This is a genomic window from Synechococcus sp. UW86, from assembly GCF_900474085.1.
In the GTDB taxonomy this organism is placed as follows: Bacteria; Cyanobacteriota; Cyanobacteriia; order PCC-6307; family Cyanobiaceae; genus Parasynechococcus.
This window is the reverse complement of sequence record NZ_UCNU01000006.1, coordinates 56,353-75,442: the sequence shown is the minus strand read 5'-3', so window position 1 is coordinate 75,442 and position 19,090 is coordinate 56,353. Positions and strand designations below refer to the sequence as shown.

Annotated in this window: 12 protein-coding genes; 7 read left to right on the top strand and 5 right to left on the bottom strand. The window is 53.4% G+C overall.

Going from position 1 to position 19,090, the window contains the following annotated elements:
* Positions 1–173 precede the first annotated feature (173 nt).
* From DXY04_RS02065 to DXY04_RS02040, 5 genes are all read left to right on the top strand, one after another.
* A complete protein-coding gene (locus DXY04_RS02065) occupies positions 174–791 on the top strand; it encodes a GIY-YIG nuclease family protein (protein ID WP_115160782.1) in 618 nt (205 codons plus the stop codon).
* Between the two features lie 127 nt (positions 792–918).
* On the top strand, positions 919–1,446 hold the full coding sequence (locus tag DXY04_RS02055) for a hypothetical protein (RefSeq protein ID WP_170951314.1): 528 nt from the start codon (positions 919–921) through the stop codon (positions 1,444–1,446).
* A 259-nt stretch (positions 1,447–1,705) separates the two neighbouring features.
* The gene (gene hsdR, locus DXY04_RS02050; RefSeq protein ID WP_115160779.1) at positions 1,706–5,074 is read left to right on the top strand and encodes a type I restriction-modification system endonuclease; all 3,369 of its coding nucleotides are present in this window, start codon (positions 1,706–1,708) and stop codon (positions 5,072–5,074) included.
* A 30-nt stretch (positions 5,075–5,104) separates the two neighbouring features.
* Positions 5,105–6,568: an N-6 DNA methylase gene (locus DXY04_RS02045; RefSeq protein WP_115160778.1), complete on the top strand. Its 1,464-nt coding sequence runs from the start codon at positions 5,105–5,107 to the stop codon at positions 6,566–6,568.
* Between the two features lie 3 nt (positions 6,569–6,571).
* Positions 6,572–8,140 carry a restriction endonuclease subunit S gene (locus DXY04_RS02040; RefSeq protein ID WP_115160777.1) on the top strand — a complete coding sequence of 523 codons (1,569 nt, stop codon included), beginning with the start codon at positions 6,572–6,574 and terminating at the stop codon, positions 8,138–8,140.
* A 307-nt stretch (positions 8,141–8,447) separates the two neighbouring features.
* Here the strand turns inward: DXY04_RS02040 and DXY04_RS02035 are convergent, their stop codons facing one another.
* The 3 genes from DXY04_RS02035 to DXY04_RS02025 form a co-directional block, all read right to left on the bottom strand.
* Positions 8,448–10,679: a DUF3987 domain-containing protein gene (locus DXY04_RS02035; RefSeq protein ID WP_115160776.1), complete on the bottom strand. Its 2,232-nt coding sequence runs from the start codon at positions 10,677–10,679 to the stop codon at positions 8,448–8,450.
* Positions 10,679–10,924 (bottom strand): hypothetical protein, encoded by a 246-nt coding sequence (locus DXY04_RS02030; RefSeq protein ID WP_115160775.1) that lies wholly within the window; start codon positions 10,922–10,924, stop codon positions 10,679–10,681. The genes DXY04_RS02035 and DXY04_RS02030 overlap by 1 nt, the downstream gene beginning before the upstream one ends.
* A gap of 631 nt (positions 10,925–11,555) precedes the next feature.
* Complete coding sequence (locus DXY04_RS02025; protein ID WP_115160774.1) at positions 11,556–16,058, bottom strand: DNA-directed RNA polymerase subunit alpha C-terminal domain-containing protein; 4,503 nt, start codon at positions 16,056–16,058, stop codon at positions 11,556–11,558.
* 642 nt (positions 16,059–16,700) lie between these two features.
* On the opposite strand from DXY04_RS02025, the gene DXY04_RS02015 reads away from it, so the two are divergent.
* Positions 16,701–17,843 (top strand): class I SAM-dependent RNA methyltransferase, encoded by a 1,143-nt coding sequence (locus DXY04_RS02015; RefSeq protein ID WP_115160807.1) that lies wholly within the window; start codon positions 16,701–16,703, stop codon positions 17,841–17,843.
* Here the strand turns inward: DXY04_RS02015 and DXY04_RS02010 are convergent, their stop codons facing one another.
* Together DXY04_RS02010 and DXY04_RS02005 are read right to left on the bottom strand one after the other, a co-directional pair.
* Positions 17,844–18,230 (bottom strand): phage holin family protein, encoded by a 387-nt coding sequence (locus tag DXY04_RS02010; protein ID WP_115080570.1) that lies wholly within the window; start codon positions 18,228–18,230, stop codon positions 17,844–17,846.
* On the bottom strand, positions 18,230–18,652 hold the full coding sequence (locus DXY04_RS02005; RefSeq protein WP_115160773.1) for a YqjD family protein: 423 nt from the start codon (positions 18,650–18,652) through the stop codon (positions 18,230–18,232). The genes DXY04_RS02010 and DXY04_RS02005 overlap by 1 nt, the downstream gene beginning before the upstream one ends.
* Positions 18,653–18,711: 59 nt before the next feature.
* Between DXY04_RS02005 and DXY04_RS02000 the strand changes: the two genes are divergently transcribed.
* A complete protein-coding gene (locus DXY04_RS02000) occupies positions 18,712–19,068 on the top strand; it encodes a hypothetical protein (RefSeq protein WP_115160772.1) in 357 nt (118 codons plus the stop codon).
* Positions 19,069–19,090: the final 22 nt, after the last annotated feature.

The window sequence follows — 19,090 nt, the reverse complement described above, 5'->3', positions numbered from 1 at the left end:
AGAGGTTCGCAAAAACCTTGGCTTATCTAAGTCTCAGTTTTTCTGGCTCACCCTGGGCGTGGGTCTAATCGTGGGATACGCCTTGGCAGCCTTGTTCCACCGCTGAAAACAACTGGGTTGGACTGGGATTCCGAACAGGACGAAGACAGACTGGCGATGGCTCAACCAACCTGATGAACGAGGGCATCGTCTACGTCCTAACAAATCCCGCCATGCCGAAGATGGTGAAGATCGGAAAGACGGGCCGTGGGGTTGAGGCACGTCTAAACGACCTCTACACGACGGGCGTCCCTCTGCCGTTTGAGTGCGCCTACGCCGCAAGGGTGGCAGACATGGACAAGGTAGAGAAAGCCTTTCATAACGCTTTCGGGCCATACAGGGTTAACCCAAGACGAGAGTTTTTTGAGATTGACCCAGAGCAAGCGATTGGGCTGCTGGATTTGATGAAGCTGGAAGACTTGACTCCAGCAATGCAGGCTGAAGCCGAACAGGTAGACGTCCAGGCGAAAGCCTCCGCAGAGAAGCTCAAGCGTTCTCGACGGCCATCACTCAATTACATAGAAATGGGCATCCCCATAGGAAGCACCCTTCTTTATCAGGGCGATGGGGAGACCACTTGCACAGTTGCTGATGGCCGCAAGGTCTGCTTTCAAGGGAGAACTCTTTCCATCAGCAAGCTGACAGCGGAGCTGCGTCTTGATCCAGACCGGCCAATCCGTGGCCCTGCTCATTGGTCCTTCAACGGACGCCTTCTGAACGACTTATACGAGGAGACTTACGGGGACGACTAATGGCACGACTCAGCAAAAAGAAAGCAGTCACCATCCACCTAAGCGATGAGATGTCGGCAATGATTGACCGTAAGCGCAAAGAGTGGGGCCTGAGAAGTCGAGGAGAGGTTTTAGAGCACCTTCTCGGTTGGATGGTGGAACCAAGCAGAAAACAGAAATAGCAATGGCGACAGATAAAACCTTCCGAGGCAATGCGAGTCAATTCTTTGTTGCGGGAGAACTGTGCCGCCGGGGGTATTACGCCGTGGTCACCCTTGGCAATGCAGCCAACACCGACATCCTGTGCAGCAACGTCGCTGGCACCAAGTTCGTCCATATCCAGGTGAAGACGTACCTGCCTGGCAATAAGACCTGTTCCGTCGGGGTAAAGGCAGAGAAGGAGTATCAGGACAATTTTTTCTGGGTTCTGAGTGGCATCCCAGATCCAACTCAGGATGCAGAGTTCGAGTTCTATGTGATCCCCGCTGCCGTGATGTCAAGGGAGACCAGGGTGATGCATAAAAAATGGCTGGAAACACCTGGAAAGGACGGCCAGCCGCACAAGGACACAACCGTGCGGGTCACATTCATTCCACCAGCAACAAACCAATATTCATGGGATGCCAGCCCGTACAAAAACGCCTGGCACCTCATCGAAGAGAGGCTGGCGAATTAAGAGTCGGCGACCATTCCTAAACTCAATTAATAAATAAATTTTTTGACGCCATGCCTAGCCGAAGGCTGCGCCGCGCAATACCTCGCATTGATGCGCGGTTGAAGGGACCCCTCTCCGAGTGCGCCTGAGGCTGTCAAATCCAGTCAAAGAGAACTGCCATCTCTATTCAAGGCTGGAGAACCAAGGCCAAAATGGACCCACTGGGCTCTCATCCCAAATCAAGCCTCCCCTGACACCAAGGAGTTCTTAAGCAGCCCAGATGCGGAGCAATTTCACCCACATAGCTTCCTACGACAGGGCTCTCTTCAGGCTTAGCAGCAATGCGGAGCGCTATTTCCCTGGGGACCCCAACACAGCTCTGATCAAGCTTCGGCAATTTGGTGAGCTGCTGGCCCAGCAAGTGGCTTCACGCTTTGGGCTCTACACGGGCAGCGAGGAAACCCAACTCGAGTTGTTGCGCCGTTTGGAGAGCCATGGCGATTTAGAACGCGATGTGGCCGAGCTGTTCCACAACCTGCGTAAGGCAGGAAATGCCGCCACCCATAGCCTCGAGGGCGACCACAGCACTGCGCTGCAAAGCCTCAAGGTTGCTTGGCAACTCAGCCTTTGGTTTCACCGCACCTTCGGCCGAGACCCTAATTACCGCAGTGGCCCTTTTCAGCCCCCACAGCCTCCTGAGGCACAGCCATCGTCAGGGGATGAAGCACTCAGGCAAGAACTGAAAGCCCTGAAGCAGGGCTACGAACAAGCGCAAGCCAATGAAGCGGCCCTGATTCAGGCACTCCAAAAGCAAGCCCAGGAGCTGACTGCATCCTTGAGCCTGCAGCAGGAGTGGGAAAACCTCGCAGAAGAAAGCGAAGCCGAAAAAGCCAAACTCGCTGAGAGCCTGTCTGCCCTGCAAATTGCGGCGAGCCAACAACCACCGATTGCTCGTAAGCAGCTCAAGCAGGCCGCTAAACAAGCCACGGGCTTAATCCAGCTCGACGAGGCTGCAACTCGTGAGCTCATCGATGCGCAACTGCGGGAGGCCGGCTGGGAGTGCGACACCAAGCAACTCAGCTACGCCAAGGGCACCAGGCCAGAAGCCAACTGCAACAGGGCGATTGCCGAATGGCCCTGCAAAGGGGGCTATGCGGACTACGTGCTGTTTTTGGGGCTCACCCCAATCGCCGCAGTTGAGGCCAAACGAGCCAACAAAGACGTAGCGGGGGTACTCCCGCAAGCCGAGCGCTACTGCGAGACCTATGTGCCCGATGACCAAGGCAACGCGGCAGCCACCGCCGACATGGGCGGACCATTTCCAATCCCCTTTGCCTTCTCCTGCAATGGGCGCCCCTATCTGCCGCAGTTAAAGACCAAAAGCGGCATCTGGTTTCGCGATACCCGCAAAGACAGCAACCTCCCTAAGCCTCTTGATGGCTGGTACACCCCAGAAGGCCTCAAACAACTGGCCCGGCAAGACAGCCAACAAGCTCATGATCAGCTGAAACGGGAGAGCTTCGATTACGGCTTCCCACTGCGCCCCTACCAACGCCAAGCAATTAAGAGCACCGAAGCCGCGATTGAAGCCGGCAAGCAGCAAGTGCTGTTGGCGATGGCGACAGGCACTGGCAAAACCAAAACCTGCATTGCTCTGATCTACCGCCTGCTCAAAACAAATCGCTTCAGGCGGGTGTTGTTCTTAGTAGATCGCTCTGAGCTGGGCAAGCAGGCTGCCGACGCGTTCAAAGAAACGCGCATGGAAAGCCTGCAGCACTTCGCTGACATCTACGGCATCAAAGAGCTGAAAGAGAAAGAGGTTGAAAGCGACACCCGCGTGCACATCGCAACGGTGCAGGCGATGGTGCAGCGGTTGATGCTGGGCAACGACGAAGAAAAGCCCAGCGTCGACACCTATGACCTAATCGTGATCGACGAGTGCCACCGCGGTTACCTGCTGGATAGGGAGCTCAGTGAGCGGGAATTGGGCTTCCGCGATTTCAATGACTACGTCTCCAAATACCGCCGTGTCATTGAGTACTTCGATGCTGTGAGAGTGGGACTGACGGCAACGCCAGCACTCCACACGGTCGACATTTTTGGTAAGCCAGCATTCGTTTACAGCTACCGAGAGGCTGTAGTCGATGGGTTCTTGGTTGACCACGAACCACCCACCCTGATCAAAACCGACCTCTCCAGCGACGGGATCCATTTCGCTGCTGGCGATGAGGTGAAGGTGTTTGATCCGAGGTCGAGTGGGCTGGATCGCTTCAACACCCCTGATGCCCTCGACTTCGAAGTGGAGAGCTTCAACCGCAAGGTGATCACGGAGCCGTTCAACCGTGCCGTCTGCCAATTTTTGGCAACGGAATTGGACCCGCAGTCACCACAGAAAACCCTGATTTTCTGTGCGACCGATGCCCATGCAGACATGGTGGTAACGCTCTTGAAAGAAGCGCTTGAGGAGCAGTACGGCAGCGTCTCCAACGACGCGGTGGCCAAGATCACCGGAGCGAGCGACAAACCTGCTGATCTGATTCGCCACTACAAGAACGAAGCATTCCCCAACATCGCCGTCACAGTGGATCTGCTGAGTACAGGCGTTGATGTGCCAGCAATCTGCAACATCGTGTTCCTGCGGCGGATGAACAGCCGCATCCTTTACGACCAAATGATCGGCCGCGGCACCCGGCTGTGCGAGGCGATTAACAAGACCCACTTCCGCATCTTTGATGCTGTCGGGATCTACGAAGCACTCAAGGAAATCAGCGACATGAAGCCTGTGGTCGCGAACCCAAAGATCAGCATCAGCCAGCTGCTGGAGGAGTTCAGCCAAGAGCATGAGTCCAACACCTTGGAACTGATCCGCGATCAGCTTGTGGCCAAAGTTCGACGAAAGGCTCGCGGCCTCAGCGAAGAGCAAGGCGATCAGGTCCAAACCGTGACTGGTGAACAGCCAGCTGATTTCGTCACGCGGTTGCTCGACATGCCTGTTGAACAAGCAAGTCAATGGGTAAAAGACATGCCGCGTTTGGCACAAGTTCTCGAGGTATCAACAGGCAGTAGCGGCATACCCCAGGTGATTGCTGATCAACCCGATCAGTTGCGCTCCACGGAACACGGCTACGGCAAGGGTCAAAAGCCGGAGGACTACCTCGAAGCCTTCACGGCGTTCATCAAGCAGGGCGGCAATGAACTTCCAGCGCTCAATCTGGTGCTGCAAAAACCCTGGGAACTCACCCGCTCCGACTTGAAGGACCTGCGGATTGCCCTCGATGCCGAGGGCTACAACGAAGCCAGCCTGCGCACGGCCTGGCGTGACACCACCAACCAAGAGCTGGTGGCTTCGATCATGGGGCACATCCGCCGAGCAGCCTTCGGTGATGCCCTTGTTCCTTACTCAGAGCGGGTGGACAAGGCGTTGCAGCGCATCTTGGCCTCACGCAGCTGGACCAGTCCGCAACGACAATGGCTGCAACGGATCGCCAGCCAGACCAAGTCGATCACCATCGTGGATCGAGCGGCCATCGACGATCAGGGCTTGGTGTTTCGAAAAGAAGGGGGCGGTTGGCCCAGGCTGAACAAGGTGTTCAATGAGGAGCTTGGTGAAGTGCTGGAGCTGTTCCAGCGCGAGGTCTGGGCGGCCTAAACCGATCTGAAGGAGAGATGAGAAGCAACCATGAGCGGCCAATCCACCACTGACATCGTTTCCAAGCTGTGGAACCTCAGCAAGGTCTTGATGGACGACGGGGTGACCTATCACCAGTACGTCTCCGAGCTGACGTACCTGCTGTTTCTGAAGATGGCCAAGGAAACCGGCACGGAGGCCGGGATTCCTGAGGAGTGGCGTTGGGACGAGCTGGAGCAGCTCAAGGGCCTCAAGCAGCTGGAGCACTACAAGCTGCTGCTGCTTGAACTGGGCAGCTCAGAGAGCGGAGCCTCAACGTTGGTGCAGGAGATCTACGCCAACGCCAACTCGTTCGTGAAAAAGCCCGTCACGCTCAACAAGCTGGTGGAGGAAATCGACAAGCTCGATTGGTACAGCGCCAAAGAAGAGGGGTTAGGCGACCTCTACGAGGGGCTGCTGCAAAAGAACGCGGAAGAGAAGAAATCAGGGGCAGGGCAGTACTTCACCCCAAGGCCTCTGATCGATTCGATGGTGGCTGTGATGCAGCCCCAACTGGGGGATGTGATCCAAGATCCCGCTGCAGGCACCGGGGGGTTTTTGATTGCCGCGCGCAGCTGGATCGCTGAGCACCAAGACATCTATTCCCTCACTGAGGCCGAACAACAACGCTTCTACCGGCACACCTTCTACGGAATGGAGCACGTGCAAGACACGCACCGGCTGGCGTTGATGAACCTGATGTTGCATGGCCTGGATTCCGCCAGCGGTGAAGGGGGCATCCGCTACGGCGACACGATGAGCAGTGATGGAGAAGGGCTGCCCAGGGCCAGCTTGATGCTGACCAACCCACCGTTTGGCACCAAAAAAGGGGGTGGACTCCCCAGCCGCACTGACTTCACCTTCCCGACCCCCAACAAGCAGTTCTGCTTTTTGCAGCACATCTACCGGGGGCTGCAACCGGGCGGGCGAGCTGCTGTGGTGCTGCCCGACAACGTCTTATTTGAAGGCAACGTGGGGCGACAGATCAGGGAAGACCTGATGGCCAAGTGCGATTTGCACACGATCCTGCGCCTGCCCACGGGCATCTTCTACGCCCAAGGCGTGAAGACCAATGTGCTGTTCTTCACCCGCGGCCAACACGATCAAGGCAACACCGATCAGGTGTGGGTCTACGACCTAAGGGCCAACATGCCGAAATTCGGCAAACGGACTCCACTCACTCGCAACCACTTCAGCGAGTTTGAATCTGCCTACGGCTCGGATCCCTACGGCAAAGCCGAACGTACACCAACTGGACCAGATGGCCGATGGCAATGCTTCAGCCGCGATGAGATCGCTGCGCGGGACTTCAGCCTGGATCTGGCTTGGCTGCGCGATGAATCAGCGGAAGATGCCGAAGATCTGCCAGAGCCTGAAGTACTTGCCCAGGAAGCGATGGATGAACTTGAGGACGCAATAAACGATCTAAGAAATATTCTTAATGACCTTCAAAATAGCAACCAGGCGAGCATCTAACTCATGAGGAAAGATCACCTACCAAAAAACTGGGCTTGGTGCCAGATCGATGAGTTAGTTGAGACAACACCCAAAGAAGCCAGGGACGACGACATGGATGTGGGCTTCGTACCGATGAAGGAGCTTGGAACGAAATTCCACTCACAACACGGATATGAAGTCAAACCATGGAAGCAAGTAAAAAAAGGTTATACACAGTTTTCTGATGGCGATGTCTTACTGGCACGCATAACCCCATGCTTTGAAAATGGAAAAGCAGGAATCGCCCAAAATCTACCCAATTCCAAAGGTGCAGGATCGACCGAATTCTTTGTTCTGCGCCCATTTCAAGAAGCAATAGTGGCGAGGCTTCTTCTTGCCTACTTCAAAACAACAGCTTTTTTGGAAGAGGGTGCACTAGCAATGACTGGTGCTGTTGGCCAACAAAGAGTTCCCAAGCAATTTGTCCTAGATCGCCACTTACCACTTCCACCACTCAACGAGCAACGCCGCATCGCCGACAAGCTCGACACCACCCTCGCTGCTGTTGAAGCCTGCAAGCAAAAGCTCAACAACGCCGCCGAAATCATCCAGCGATTCCGACAATCCGTACTGGCAGCTGCTGTTTCTGGCAAGCTGACCCGAGAGTGGAGAGAAGAAAGGGGTACTGAAGGAGAGTGGGAGACTTTTACTCTTTCAGAGCTATGCGAGACCATTTCAGATGGCGACCATCAAGCCCCACCAAAAGCAGAGCAAGGGATTCCATTCATAACAATTTCTGCCATCAATGAGGCAGAACTAGATCTCGAGAAAGCGACCAGGTTTGTGCCGGAGTCTTATTTCGAAGCACTCTCACCAAAACGAAGAGCACGTAGAAGAGATGTTCTCTTTTCAGTAACCGGCTCCATAGCGATACCAGCCTTAGTCAAAACCGACAAGAAGTTTGTGTTCCAGCGACACATAGCACTCCTTAGATCAGATACCGAAAAGATTCTACCGGAATACCTTTACTACAACCTCTTATCCAACGAGGTCAAAGAAAAGTGCTTTAAAAACGCTACAGGGACTGCTCAACTAACAATACCCCTCAAGGTACTGAGAAACATTCAAATAAAACTGCCCTCTATTGGCGAACAAAAGGAGATTGTTTCCAGGATTTACGACCTCTATTCATCAGCAACAAAAATCGAACTCTCAATCGAGCAAGCAACACAAAAAACGAACTCTGCTATTCCTTCCTTACTTGCCAAAGCCTTCCGCGGCGAGCTTGTCCCGCAAGATCCCAACGACGAGCCAGCCTCAGTGCTGTTGGAACGGATCAAAGCCCAACGCGAGGCCGAAGCAGCAGCCAAAAAACCAGCTAAGCGGGGCAGGAAGAAAAAGGCGGATGCGGCACAGCTCGTTATTCCGGAAGGCATTGCCGACAACCACCTCGCCAAGGTGCTTGAAGAGTGCGGAGCCTTAAGCGAGCGAGCCTTGCTTGCTGCATCGGAGCTTGAGCCAGCGGTGTTTCAGCTGCAGCTATCGAAAGAATTGGAGGGCGGTTTGATCAAAAAAACCTCTATCGATGAGTTCGATCTATCAGCCAACTGAAGCAGAAAATTAAATACATTCAACGAAAAACTCTTGAAGATAAAGCCCTTAAGAGCCCTATTCGAATCAATGGGTTTCAGATGCGCAGACACGATTCAGGCACGACACTGTGTCTGGCAAGAACTCAATGAGCGCAACTGATCTCAAGGAATCAGATACGTAGACACACCCCCCGACACCCAGTCAATTTCGGCGTTTTTACGGGGGTGCCACCCATGTGTACGTCGTGTCTGTTTGGCGGGATCAGTTGCCATGACTGGATTAAGGGCAGACACGGTGATGTGCCTGCCCGTGTCCAACGTGTCCGCTACTGGGTCATGGGCTTTAGGGCGCGATAGGTCAGTGGCTGGTCGCACGCCCGCCGCCCGTAGCCATTGGCCACGAGCTGGTCGACGGCCTCCGCGAACTTCTCCGCCCCCATGGGACGGATCTTCCGACCCCCCTTCTGCTTGGCCCATTGCCACGTGCACCCGTCAGGACGGGCGCCGAGCGCATGAACATGGCGCATCAGCAGCAACTCATCGGACTCCGCCCGGTCGTGGAACAGACAGGTCTCCTGATGGAGTTGATCGACGATGGCGGTGGCGGTCTCCACCTCCCGCCAGCCGATCTTCTCGGGGGCTGCGTCACCCAGCTCGAGCACCTGGGCGATGTGCAGAACCCCAGCCAGCCGTAGGGCTTGAGCGGAGGTCTTCATCAGCATGGATCTGATGACTGGCGGTGTGGCCGGGAGCAGTGCCGTCGCCTGGTGCTTGCGAAACCAGGCGTGGAAATGGCGCCGGGCATCCGTTGACAGGTGATAGGTCCTCGGCGGCAACCGATAGGCCGTCTCGGCGTAGTGCTGGAGAGTGCTTTCTGCCTCCATCAACGCATCGATCTCCACCCGGGTTGGGTCCTCATCCACCAGCGCCAGCGGCCTGGCGGGCAGGCGACAAAAAAGGAATCGAGCCCACTTGCCGGTGGAGTCGTCACCATTGCCATCGCCATTGATCAGCTCCCGGAGGACTTCCGGCTGGATGCACCCGAACAGGCTCACGTGGCACCGGCTAAATGCCCGCAGGCCCGCCTCGATCCGGCGGCTGACGTAGCCATCCCCTTCGAACAGCTCCAACAGTTGGGCCTCGGCCTGGCCCGTCCCTGATTTGGTGTCCTGTTCGACGGCCTTCAGCAGGCCCGACAACTCATCGCGGATCAACAAGATTGGCTGACCCTTCTTGTCGTGCTCCATCAACTGATCGGCCAACGACGCGGCGTTGTAATCGGTCAGATGAGGCAGAACACACTTCGGTTCCGGCGGGCGGTCCTCCTTCCGCTTGATGTCCTTGTTCTGCTGCCGCCACTGCCGCATTGCGCGGTCGTGGTGTTCCCGAGCGTCCTTGATCAGTCCGGCGGCCGGACGTTCAACCAGCTTTCGCTTCTGGGGGCTCTTGGCCACGCCAGACCAAGCAACCAGCGCAAAAAACAGATTGATGGGCACGTGGTGCCGCAACGAACTGCTGGCCCTGGTCCCGATCTTGAGCAAGCCGCTGAGCCCAACCAAAAAGGTCAGACAGGCAGAGAGGGGGTCGCTCGGTAGGTCTTCTTGAACCATCTCAACCGCCGCGGCCATGACCGGTGGAAGCAAGCGGTTGAAGGTGAACTGAGCCCTCCCCGCCGCCACCTGTTCAGTGACGCCCAAGGTCTCCGCCGCCGATGCCATCGAGGCATCTGCCCGGGGCGGTTCCGGGTCGGCTGCCGGGGTGACCGGTGCCGCGTCGGGGTTGGGGGCCTTGTCGGCCCAAACCCGCAGCAGTGCTGTCCGGGTATCAACGGGGCCGGGCGCATCGTCGATCGAACCGCCGGTGGGGAGGCCAGGCCAAACCTCCTGGGCTCGAAACACCGTGATCGTTAATCCGGCCAACTCCGCACCTTTGACGGCTTCGGAGGCCTTCTTTTCGCCTGTTTCGTCGTTGTCAGCGACATAGATCAGGCGAGTGCAACCGGCCTCCTTGAGCCGTTGATACCGGGGAGCACGCTGTTCTGGACTGTTGGCATGGCCGGGCTGACTGACCGCCAGCAGACCGCCCTGCACAGCCAACTCGCAGCACTTCTCGCCTTCGAACTCCCAAACGACACCATCGGAGTCGAGGAAGTCCAGGCCTGCCAAGGCCTCGTTCTCGAAATACAGCGGGAAAGGGTCAGGACCAGCTCCTGCCTTCCACCTTCCTGCGACCAAGTGCTGAACGGCAAAGCATTTTTTGCCGCCCTTGTAATACCGCTTGGAACGTTGGGTGTCGGAGTAGCCGTAGATGATCTCCGGCTGCTTTTTGAGCGGTTTGTGGGGGGTGAACTTGCCGGTCCGACCGTCGCTGGAAACACCGGTGAAGGCATAACCGTTGAAGACATCGCCGACCTTGTGATCGGTGTTGTTGTGGCAAAGGACCAGCTCAGGACTGATCCGGCAGTCGGGGTCTTTGACCCGAGTGCAAACCGGGCAAGGGTTGTGCTTACCGGAGGGGGTGAATTTTGTTTTTGCACCCCCGGAAGTGGGGGTAGCCATCAGCTCACCTCCCTCTGCAACTTGCGGAGTTTCCGCATGCTCCGGCTGGCGTCTGAGAGGTATTCCTCCAAGGACGAGATGAAGACATCACGGCCGGGATCACCACGCCGAATGAAACGCAGCATCTCCTGACAAAGGTGAGCTGAGAAGCTGATTTCCTTGATCAGCTCGTTCTCTTGTTCTTCAACCGTCGATAAATTGGCGCCAAGGAACACGAGCGCCTTCTGGTCACGGCTGGGGGGCATTTTTCTTGCCATCACGCACCCTGCCCGAAGGTATCGAGAGCCTCAGCTGGCATACGCTTGGCATTGGTGAAAGTGGCCTCAGTCGTGGCGGCATGCCACTGAAGGTTGCTGTTCGTGGTCATTCCAGACCAACGAAAATCACGGCCTTCAGTAAAGGGTGAATACTCGCTCCGACGTAGTCGCAGCAATGTTTGACGGTGGATTCCGAGGATCTTCGCCATTACAGGCGATGTCACCCAGGCAGGTGCTGGATGGTCCATTTAGTGATCGGGAGTGGTGGTTAGCGGTGGACTTTTTGCTCTGCTTATGCGCTTCAGCGTCTTGATAAGGGCAAATAAGTACCGATAACCACCTCAACGGTCGTCGAGGACCGGCGTTCTGGAATTGATCCCGCCGTTAAGAATGAACTTAGAGCTACAGCTTATACCCGTCAATACCCAACTCCTGAGATTCGATCTGATTTGGCCACCAATTATCACGAGGGCTGAAGCATGCTCAAGCATGTACATATTTGCTATAGCGCTGAATAGCTTTTGAATGAATCAAAGAACAGCAGCCTTCCTAGGGCAAACTACATCCGGCAGGCCAAAGTCAAATGCATTCGCCCAGACCCCACACATTGAAGTAAACACTACTTCTGCGTTTCAAGTTTTTGCAGCCATTTCAGCCAATATTTACTAGCTTCACTTGGACTAATCAAGCTTGCAGCATCGGGAATCTCTCCATCTACAGCAGCTTTAGCAATATCTCTCTTGGACTCAATACGATCCAACTTCGAACGGCACCAACTCCATCTGTCACCATTCGGAAGCGAAACATCAGTCATAGGAAGGAATACATCGACCGACTCAAAATCAGTTCCATCACGATCAAGACGACCAACAGTTTGCTCGAACTCGGTGGATGTCCACGGAAGCTGAAAGAAAATTGCTCGGTTACAAACAGACTGAAGACCATCTACACCTGTTCCTACACACTTGATGGAAGCAACCAGAATATCGGAGTTGCCATGGATAAATTCATCCAATGAATCCACAAACCCTTCTTCCTGCGCTTCTTTTTCACCCCCCGTATAAACACTATAGCTAAAGTTGTTCGCATCAAGCCATCTAGTAATTGGCTTAATTGTATTTTTAATATAGGAAATAAAAATAACCGTTTTTATGCCATGCTCCAAGCTTCGACCAAGAGAAGAGAGCTTGGGCTCGACCAACAATTGCTCGATATCGTGATAGCTCCCCTTTTTTGTGGCCCAAGCGATTTTAGGAAGGAGAGAAGTAGCATCAATATCTTGATAAATAAGCTTCGTACGCGCAAGCTGTCCAGGATTCATTCTGATACCGTGAACCACAAACTGCTGGTATAAATTCATGCATGAATTAAGATCTACAGTTTCGCCAATTTCTTCCATGGGCTCTTGACAAATCAACTCCAAAAGCGATCGCCCCTCGTAGAGATTGTTAATAACGGGTGTAGCCGACAATCCGAGAACCCGCAGGCCAGGATTTATATTGGATGAAATTCTGATAAACTCGTTCATTAATTTTCGGCGCTGGCTAGATGTATCAGAAGTACGCCTTTTAGATTGATGGATTTCATCTACTACAATCATGTCAGCTTGATAGTTTATGCAAAAGCCAAGAAGTTGCTGTGCCAACCGATCTTGAAATCGCTCATGATTCACGATAACTACGGTCACACCTTTTCCAACATCAGGTATCTCCCACCCGTTTGGCTTGATAATTAAGTTGGCTGAAGGAAAGGCCGACATTAGACACCGGCGCCAACTTTCAATGACTCCGTTGGGGCATGAAATAAGCAATCTTTTACATCCACAAATCTGTGCCGCATAAATCGCGGACAGTGTTTTGCCTGTTCCAGTACCACTCAAATTAAGAAGCCTAAAGTCGCGCTTCAACCTGTACGCAACTAGACGTTGCATGAGCTTGGGGTTGCGAGGATTACCCTTTAAATCCCGGAATGCATAAGTCTCAGGTATCGGGAGTGATCTAGCGCCTCTATATTCCGCCAGAAAGGCTTCTCGAACTTCAGAACTATAAGAGTCATGATCTGTCTGAAATTCCGTAACTTTCTTGATAAGGGAGTCCTCTTCGGAAAAGCAAGCATCCCAGAGCTTTGCGGTGGCCTTTGCCTTCAAAAATTCAACCTTATCGCTATCAGTTCCAGAACCATCCACAATGCCAGCTGCTTTATCAAGCGCCTTAAGAACCCTCACCGGCTCAAGTTTAGGCAAATCTCCTCTATGAATCTCTGAGTCAACTTGATGACCAGGAAATTCATCCATAAGTTGCTTGGAACGACGTTCAAGAAGCTTCTCCTCTTTTTGTTCAATTGAAGATTCTGCTTTAAGATCAGATCCCAATTCCAAAAGCTCATCAATAGACTCAACTTGATTGTTATCAGCCCAACTACGTAATTGATCCTTATCCACAACACCAGACTGCACAGCATCTACAAGCGCATCAAAAGTCCGACTGAACTTTTCTTTCTCTCCACGATTGATGCCCTGTGCCTGAAATAGGACAAACAACTCAGAGGGAGAAAGACTAGTCAAATGATCTCCCAAGTCGCGAACAAACGCCTTGATATAAGCAACAGTAACTCTATTTTGTGACTCGCCACTTATATACCGTTTACCAAATCTACTGGCCACCTCACTCCAGTGGAGCACACCCATCTTGGTCAATGCAGCCACAGCAGAATTAGGCTTTTTATCTTGATACTCTGTATCAAGGGTTTTGGAGAAAAAATCTAAAATATCAGCATGACTTGGCATCAAATCAGGCTCTTGGTTAAGCAACAGATTAGTGTCGATTAGAAGTTTGTTTAATCGGTCATCCGTCCAATACCTACGACCACCATCACTACCAACAAGCTGCCCTTGATACTTCAGTCCAATTTTCTGAGCAACTTTACTTTGACCTCCATATGTTTGAACAATTGCTCCAACAGATCGTGGAAAGCTCGTTTGCTTAGGCATAAGATTAGGCTGTCCTAAAGCAACTGCATGCCGAAGAACAAACTGTTTCAGATTTTCAAACTCTCTCCAATAACCACTTCCTGGCGATGTTTGATCTAATACATATTGATAGTGGTAGTCATACTCAGGTGATGAAATAGCAAAACCGTGCTTTTTCAATAAATCGCATCTACTCTTCGGATTAAGTTCACAAATCTCATCCCACAGTCTTGAGCTTTCTTGGCCCTCAGGTTTTTGGTCGATCAATATAGGAAGCCGGTCATATTGAATAATCCATTCTTGAAGGATTTTTTTCTCTAACAACTGGGTCTGTTTTTCGTGCCATTCTCGTGCTTTTTCAACAAGTTCAATAGGCTTGATACCGACAATTTTGACGATCTTATTTTCGAGCTGACGAGCACGCTCTCTACTACAGGCTGGTTGTATTTTCTTAGCTATGTCAGCAAGAGTACTTCCAGAGCAATGAAGAAGATAGACAAGCCAATTACGAGCATTATTTGTTTTAAGACCAGAGGTCAGCCTCTTCTGCCATGTCAAAGAATCAATACTTTGAGCATCAATGATTTCCTGCAAAATACACTCAATTAGTACTCGCCTGCCCACATCGATAGGCTCAGCAAATAGAGGATTATCAAGCGCTATTGAAGCAAGATAATCAGACAAAGCCTGAACATTAATCAGAATCTGATGGAACTCTTTTTTTGCCAGCGATTCTGAACACTTTTCACATATATCTAGTAAGAAATCAGGATTTAATTCTTCCAACCCCTGACAACTAGCTTGTATTTCCTCCTTGAAAGACAGCCAATCCTCCTGTAGTCCAGCAATGTTACTTGCCGCACCAAGAGCATCACTACTCTCAGTACTCCAATCGACTCGACCAGGAAGAAGAGACAAGCCTAAACTGTCTAAAGCATTTTTAATCTCTAGCAGCTTAATTGGACCAAAGTTAGAAATCGAAAGTAGCTCCTCCTCGGTCGCGCTTGTAAGAGCAGAAATCGTCAGGAAGTTTGCTCTTTGTAAGGCATTTAGTGAGCCAACAGATAAGCCAAGGTTTCTTATGTCGTCAGGATTTGATTGCGATTGCAGGTCACCATCAAGACCTGAATCAGACGGCGATAAATTTTCACATTCAAACGGAAAAGGCAAGCCATGATTCTCAATAGCAATTATGATTTCTTCAACAGACTTCGCACCTAAATTTTTTATAGAAAGCAGGCTCTCGTAAGTTTTTCCTCCTAAATCAAACAGAGAATTTATATCAGCCCTTCTTAACGAGTTTACACAACGGACTGAAAGACCAAGTTCTACTAGCGATAGATTCCTTATTTCTGAAATTGATTCCGCAGACGTCCTAGATATAGAATCAATTGAATCAACATTTTTATCTGAGACCTCAATTGAATTCTTATTCAGGTCGCTTTCGAGCGAATCATCCTGAGATAACTCTTCAAGTTGGTCCTCAAGAGGCTTAGGATTGTCAGAAACAAAAATTTGATCACTTTTATCCTCTGAGATGAATTCATTTTCCGCAGAGCTTTCTTGGTTAGCATTGAATTGTTCTTCGTTTCGTGCAACTGCAACACTCACATAAGCGAAAGCTCTGATCGCATCAATATTGTCGGTTGGGCGTACCTGACCTCTTTCGATAATTCCGGCTAAATCTTTGAGCGCCTGTGGCTTATTACATAGTTGAAATAACCATTCAATCAACTCTTCTTGAAAGCTTCGATCAAGTATTGAAAGTGTTTTCTCGAGATGCTCAGCTTGAAGAAAGAAATCACTACTAAGACCTTCTTTAGACCAAGCAAGTTGAAAAGCCTGCCATGCTTTATTGATTGTTTTCAGATCTACATCTAGCTTTTCGGTTGATTTCTTTATATCGTTTTCCTTGACCGTATCATTAATAGACCCAACGGAATCTTGAGTAAGGAATCTGGTCTTTTTGGCAGAAGTATTTTTGACGGAGTTTAATGAACCAAGCGGCGTAGCTTCCGGTATAGACTTTTCCGTATGATTTATTTCGGTAATCTTTTTACTCGAGACATCAGGCGATGACTCTTCTGCCGGCAAGACATCGAGAATCCACTTACCAATTTTGTCCAGCCAGCTTCTACGTTTTTCTTTAGCCATGAATTATCAACCGTGAATTAAAATATTTTAAAAATGTGGACATAACACTTTTGCTTTTCTGAGGCATAGAAGTAAAGCGCCTATAGCCCCACGCAAATTCTTTTTCACCCTCTAACAAAACTAATTCAGGTAGGGACTCATAAAGAACCATATTTACTTGCACCGGAAGTTGTCTAGCCACTTTTGAACCCAAACTCGCCTTAAAACGGCTTGCACGTTCTCCATGAGTGCAGGTGCATAAATGAGGAGAGATTATCCCGGGAATTATCCCGAAACTGATTTATCCCGTATGGCGTAGATAGAGGAAGCGACTGGAATAAAAGGTTTGAGGGGGCCTTCCAGCCCCCATGAGTCATTTGGGTGATAAGGCTGACTTCACCCCATCTCCCTTAATGGGTCAGGCAGCAACAGGGGCTGCTTGACGGGAGAAACGAACGATGTTGTTCGCAGTTACGGGTTTGCTCTCACCGAGCAGGCTTCAGTCACCCTCCTCATGCCCCGTCGAAACCATTGCAGCCCCGTGAGGGGGAATGGAGCTGAGCGGAATCGAACCGCTGTCCGAAACACTGGTGTGGATCACCTAGTCCGACGAAGCCGGACCCTGTCATTCTGACAGGAGTGGTGACCTGGAGCACAACGCCCTTGGGTCGAATCAACCGGCTATCCGCCGTGGCCGTTGTGCCACAAGGCCTGGAAGCAGCCGCTGGCGACGAACTCAGCACCCTTGGAGCCCATGCCGTAAGGCCCGGCAGGCGTGCCGTGGGCTTCCAGGCAGACATGGCCTGCCTCTACCGGCTGCACCTGCAGGCTCGACTGCCCTTCCGGCTGTTGCGCCAGGTGGCGCGCTTCCCCTGCCAGGGCCGGGACGACCTCTATGACGGCATCCGCCAGGCACTCGACTGGGAGCGCTGGCTGCATCCCTCGATGACCTTCCGGGTGGATGTGACCGGAACGGCACCGGGGCTGAACCACAGCCACTTCACGGCGCTGCAGATTAAAAACGCCCTTGTGGACGCACAACGGGATCTTTGGGGGGAGCGTTCCTCCATCGATCTCGACGACCCCGATCTCTCCCTGCACCTGCACCTCGCCCGCGGGGAAGCCCAGCTGAGCCTCGATGGCAGTGGCGGCAGCCTGCACCGTCGTGGCTACAGGGCCGCCATGGGTGCGGCACCGTTGAAGGAAAATCTGGCGGCCGGGCTGATCCGCCTGACGGGCTGGGATGGAAACCAACCCCTCGTGGACCCCTGCTGCGGTTCAGGAGTGCTCCTGATCGAAGCGGCCCTGGCCGCCTTGCAGCAGGCCCCGGGGTTGGAGCGCCACTTTGCCCTCGAAGGATGGGCCGATTTCCAGCCGGAGCTCTGGGACAGAGAAGCTGATCGCGCCCGGCAACGGCGCAGGGGGGACCTCACCCTTCCGCCGCTCCTGGGGATTGAAGCGGATCCCGCCATTGCCGATCAGGCCCGGGCCAATGTGGAAGCCGCTGGGCTGAGTGGAGTCATCCGCATCTGCACGGGCACGTTCAGCGATCAACCCCTCCCGGAGGGGCCGGGGGTGTTGGTGTGCAATCCCCCTTACGGCCAACGGATCGGCGATGAAGCGGAGCTGGAGGCGTTGTATCGAGAGCTTGGCAACTACGCCAAAGGCCAGGCCAAGGGTTGGAAGCTCTGGTTGCTCAGTGGAAATCGCAACCTGACGGGAGCCCTGCGTCTGAAGGCCGAGCAACGGATTCCCGTGAGCAACGGCGGCATTGACTGCCGCTGGCTGCACTACGACATCCGCTGATCAAACCCGTCCCATCACTGCCCGCACCGTTTTCATCAGTCCCTCCAACGTCTGAGGCAGGAACGGGCCCTTCAGCACCTGGCCGCCAATGCGCAAGCTGATGCCCGCCAGCACCAGGTTGGCCACCGCAAGGCTCAACAGTGCGCGGATCCAATCCAGATCCCACTGGGCCTGAATCCAAAGCAGCAACGACGCTTCGCCCGCCAGCAAGGCCAGGAACATGGCCGTGCCTCCGATGGCGAGGAACAGGCCACCGCTGATCAGTCGGCGTTTTTCCCGATCCACCTCCTGCAGGGCAATCCGCACGTGCAGATCCATCACTGACGCCGCCAGTGCGGTCACCCGAGCTGCCGCTCCAAATCCGCGGGGAGAGTTCTGATCGGCCATCAGGAACGCCGCCCCCCGCGAAGCATGCTGCCCAGCAGCAACCCAACACCAAGGGCAACACCCACAGCCAGCAGTGGTCGCTGACGCACAGGCGCCTCGATCTTCGGCCGCAGGGTGCTGTTCAACTCATCCAGCAACTGTTCCAGTTGCTCTTCGAGGGGATCCAAGCTGTCGGCCCAGCCGCGGCTGCGATCACCGGCGCTGTGGAGAAGCTCCTCCAGTTGCTCCCGAACCCCTTGGGGCGTCAGGCCTGTGTTCTGTTCAATCAAACGAACCAACTCATCCACACTCCCCCGTGTGGCTTCAAGGGTGTGCTCAGCAAGATCCGGCCAGCGCTCCTGGATCGTCGGCAGCAGGCTTTCAAAGCGCTCACGGAAGTGGTGCTCGAATCTGCCGTTGGACTGCGGCGATGGCGAGGCCATGAAGACCGTTGGCAGGACGCTTTAGAAGGGTAGGGAGACTGAAGGCTGAGGGAAAGTCTTTGCCGCGATACGCCCTGCTGCGTCACACCGGAGCACCGGACGACCCCAGCGGATGCCACATCGATCTGCTGCTGGAGGACGGGGACAGCTGCCGAACTTGGCGACTGGCCACAGTGCCGCAGCTCAACGCAGCAGCCCAACCAGCAGTTCCCCTGCCTGCCCATCGAAAGGTCTGGCTGGAACCCCGCAGTGCTGCCGTTTCGGACAATCGGGGCTGGGCCGAACGCATTCATGCCGGCAGCTACAGCGGAGTGCTCCCCAACGCCACGGATGCAGACGTCACCCTGCAGCTCGAGGGCGACCTCCAGGGCTGCCTGCGCATCAATTCCGGGCACTGCTCATTATCGAACCCTTGAGCTTTTCGTGGGTTCCGCTAAT

What these genes read in the sequence shown, in the direction of transcription:
- DXY04_RS02030 (WP_115160775.1), bottom strand. Translation starts at nt 10,924, where the DNA reads ATGCCCCCCAGCCGTGACCAGAAGGCGCTCGTGTTCCTTGGCGCCAAT.
- DXY04_RS02035 (WP_115160776.1), bottom strand. Translation starts at nt 10,679, where the DNA reads ATGGCTACCCCCACTTCCGGGGGTGCAAAAACAAAATTCACCCCCTCC.
- DXY04_RS02045 (WP_115160778.1), top strand. Translation starts at nt 5,105, where the DNA reads ATGAGCGGCCAATCCACCACTGACATCGTTTCCAAGCTGTGGAACCTC.
- DXY04_RS02005 (WP_115160773.1), bottom strand. Translation starts at nt 18,652, where the DNA reads ATGGCCTCGCCATCGCCGCAGTCCAACGGCAGATTCGAGCACCACTTC.
- DXY04_RS02040 (WP_115160777.1), top strand. Translation starts at nt 6,572, where the DNA reads ATGAGGAAAGATCACCTACCAAAAAACTGGGCTTGGTGCCAGATCGAT.
- DXY04_RS02065 (WP_115160782.1), top strand. Translation starts at nt 174, where the DNA reads ATGAACGAGGGCATCGTCTACGTCCTAACAAATCCCGCCATGCCGAAG.
- DXY04_RS02025 (WP_115160774.1), bottom strand. Translation starts at nt 16,058, where the DNA reads ATGGCTAAAGAAAAACGTAGAAGCTGGCTGGACAAAATTGGTAAGTGG.
- DXY04_RS02010 (WP_115080570.1), bottom strand. Translation starts at nt 18,230, where the DNA reads ATGGCCGATCAGAACTCTCCCCGCGGATTTGGAGCGGCAGCTCGGGTG.
- hsdR (WP_115160779.1), top strand. Translation starts at nt 1,706, where the DNA reads ATGCGGAGCAATTTCACCCACATAGCTTCCTACGACAGGGCTCTCTTC.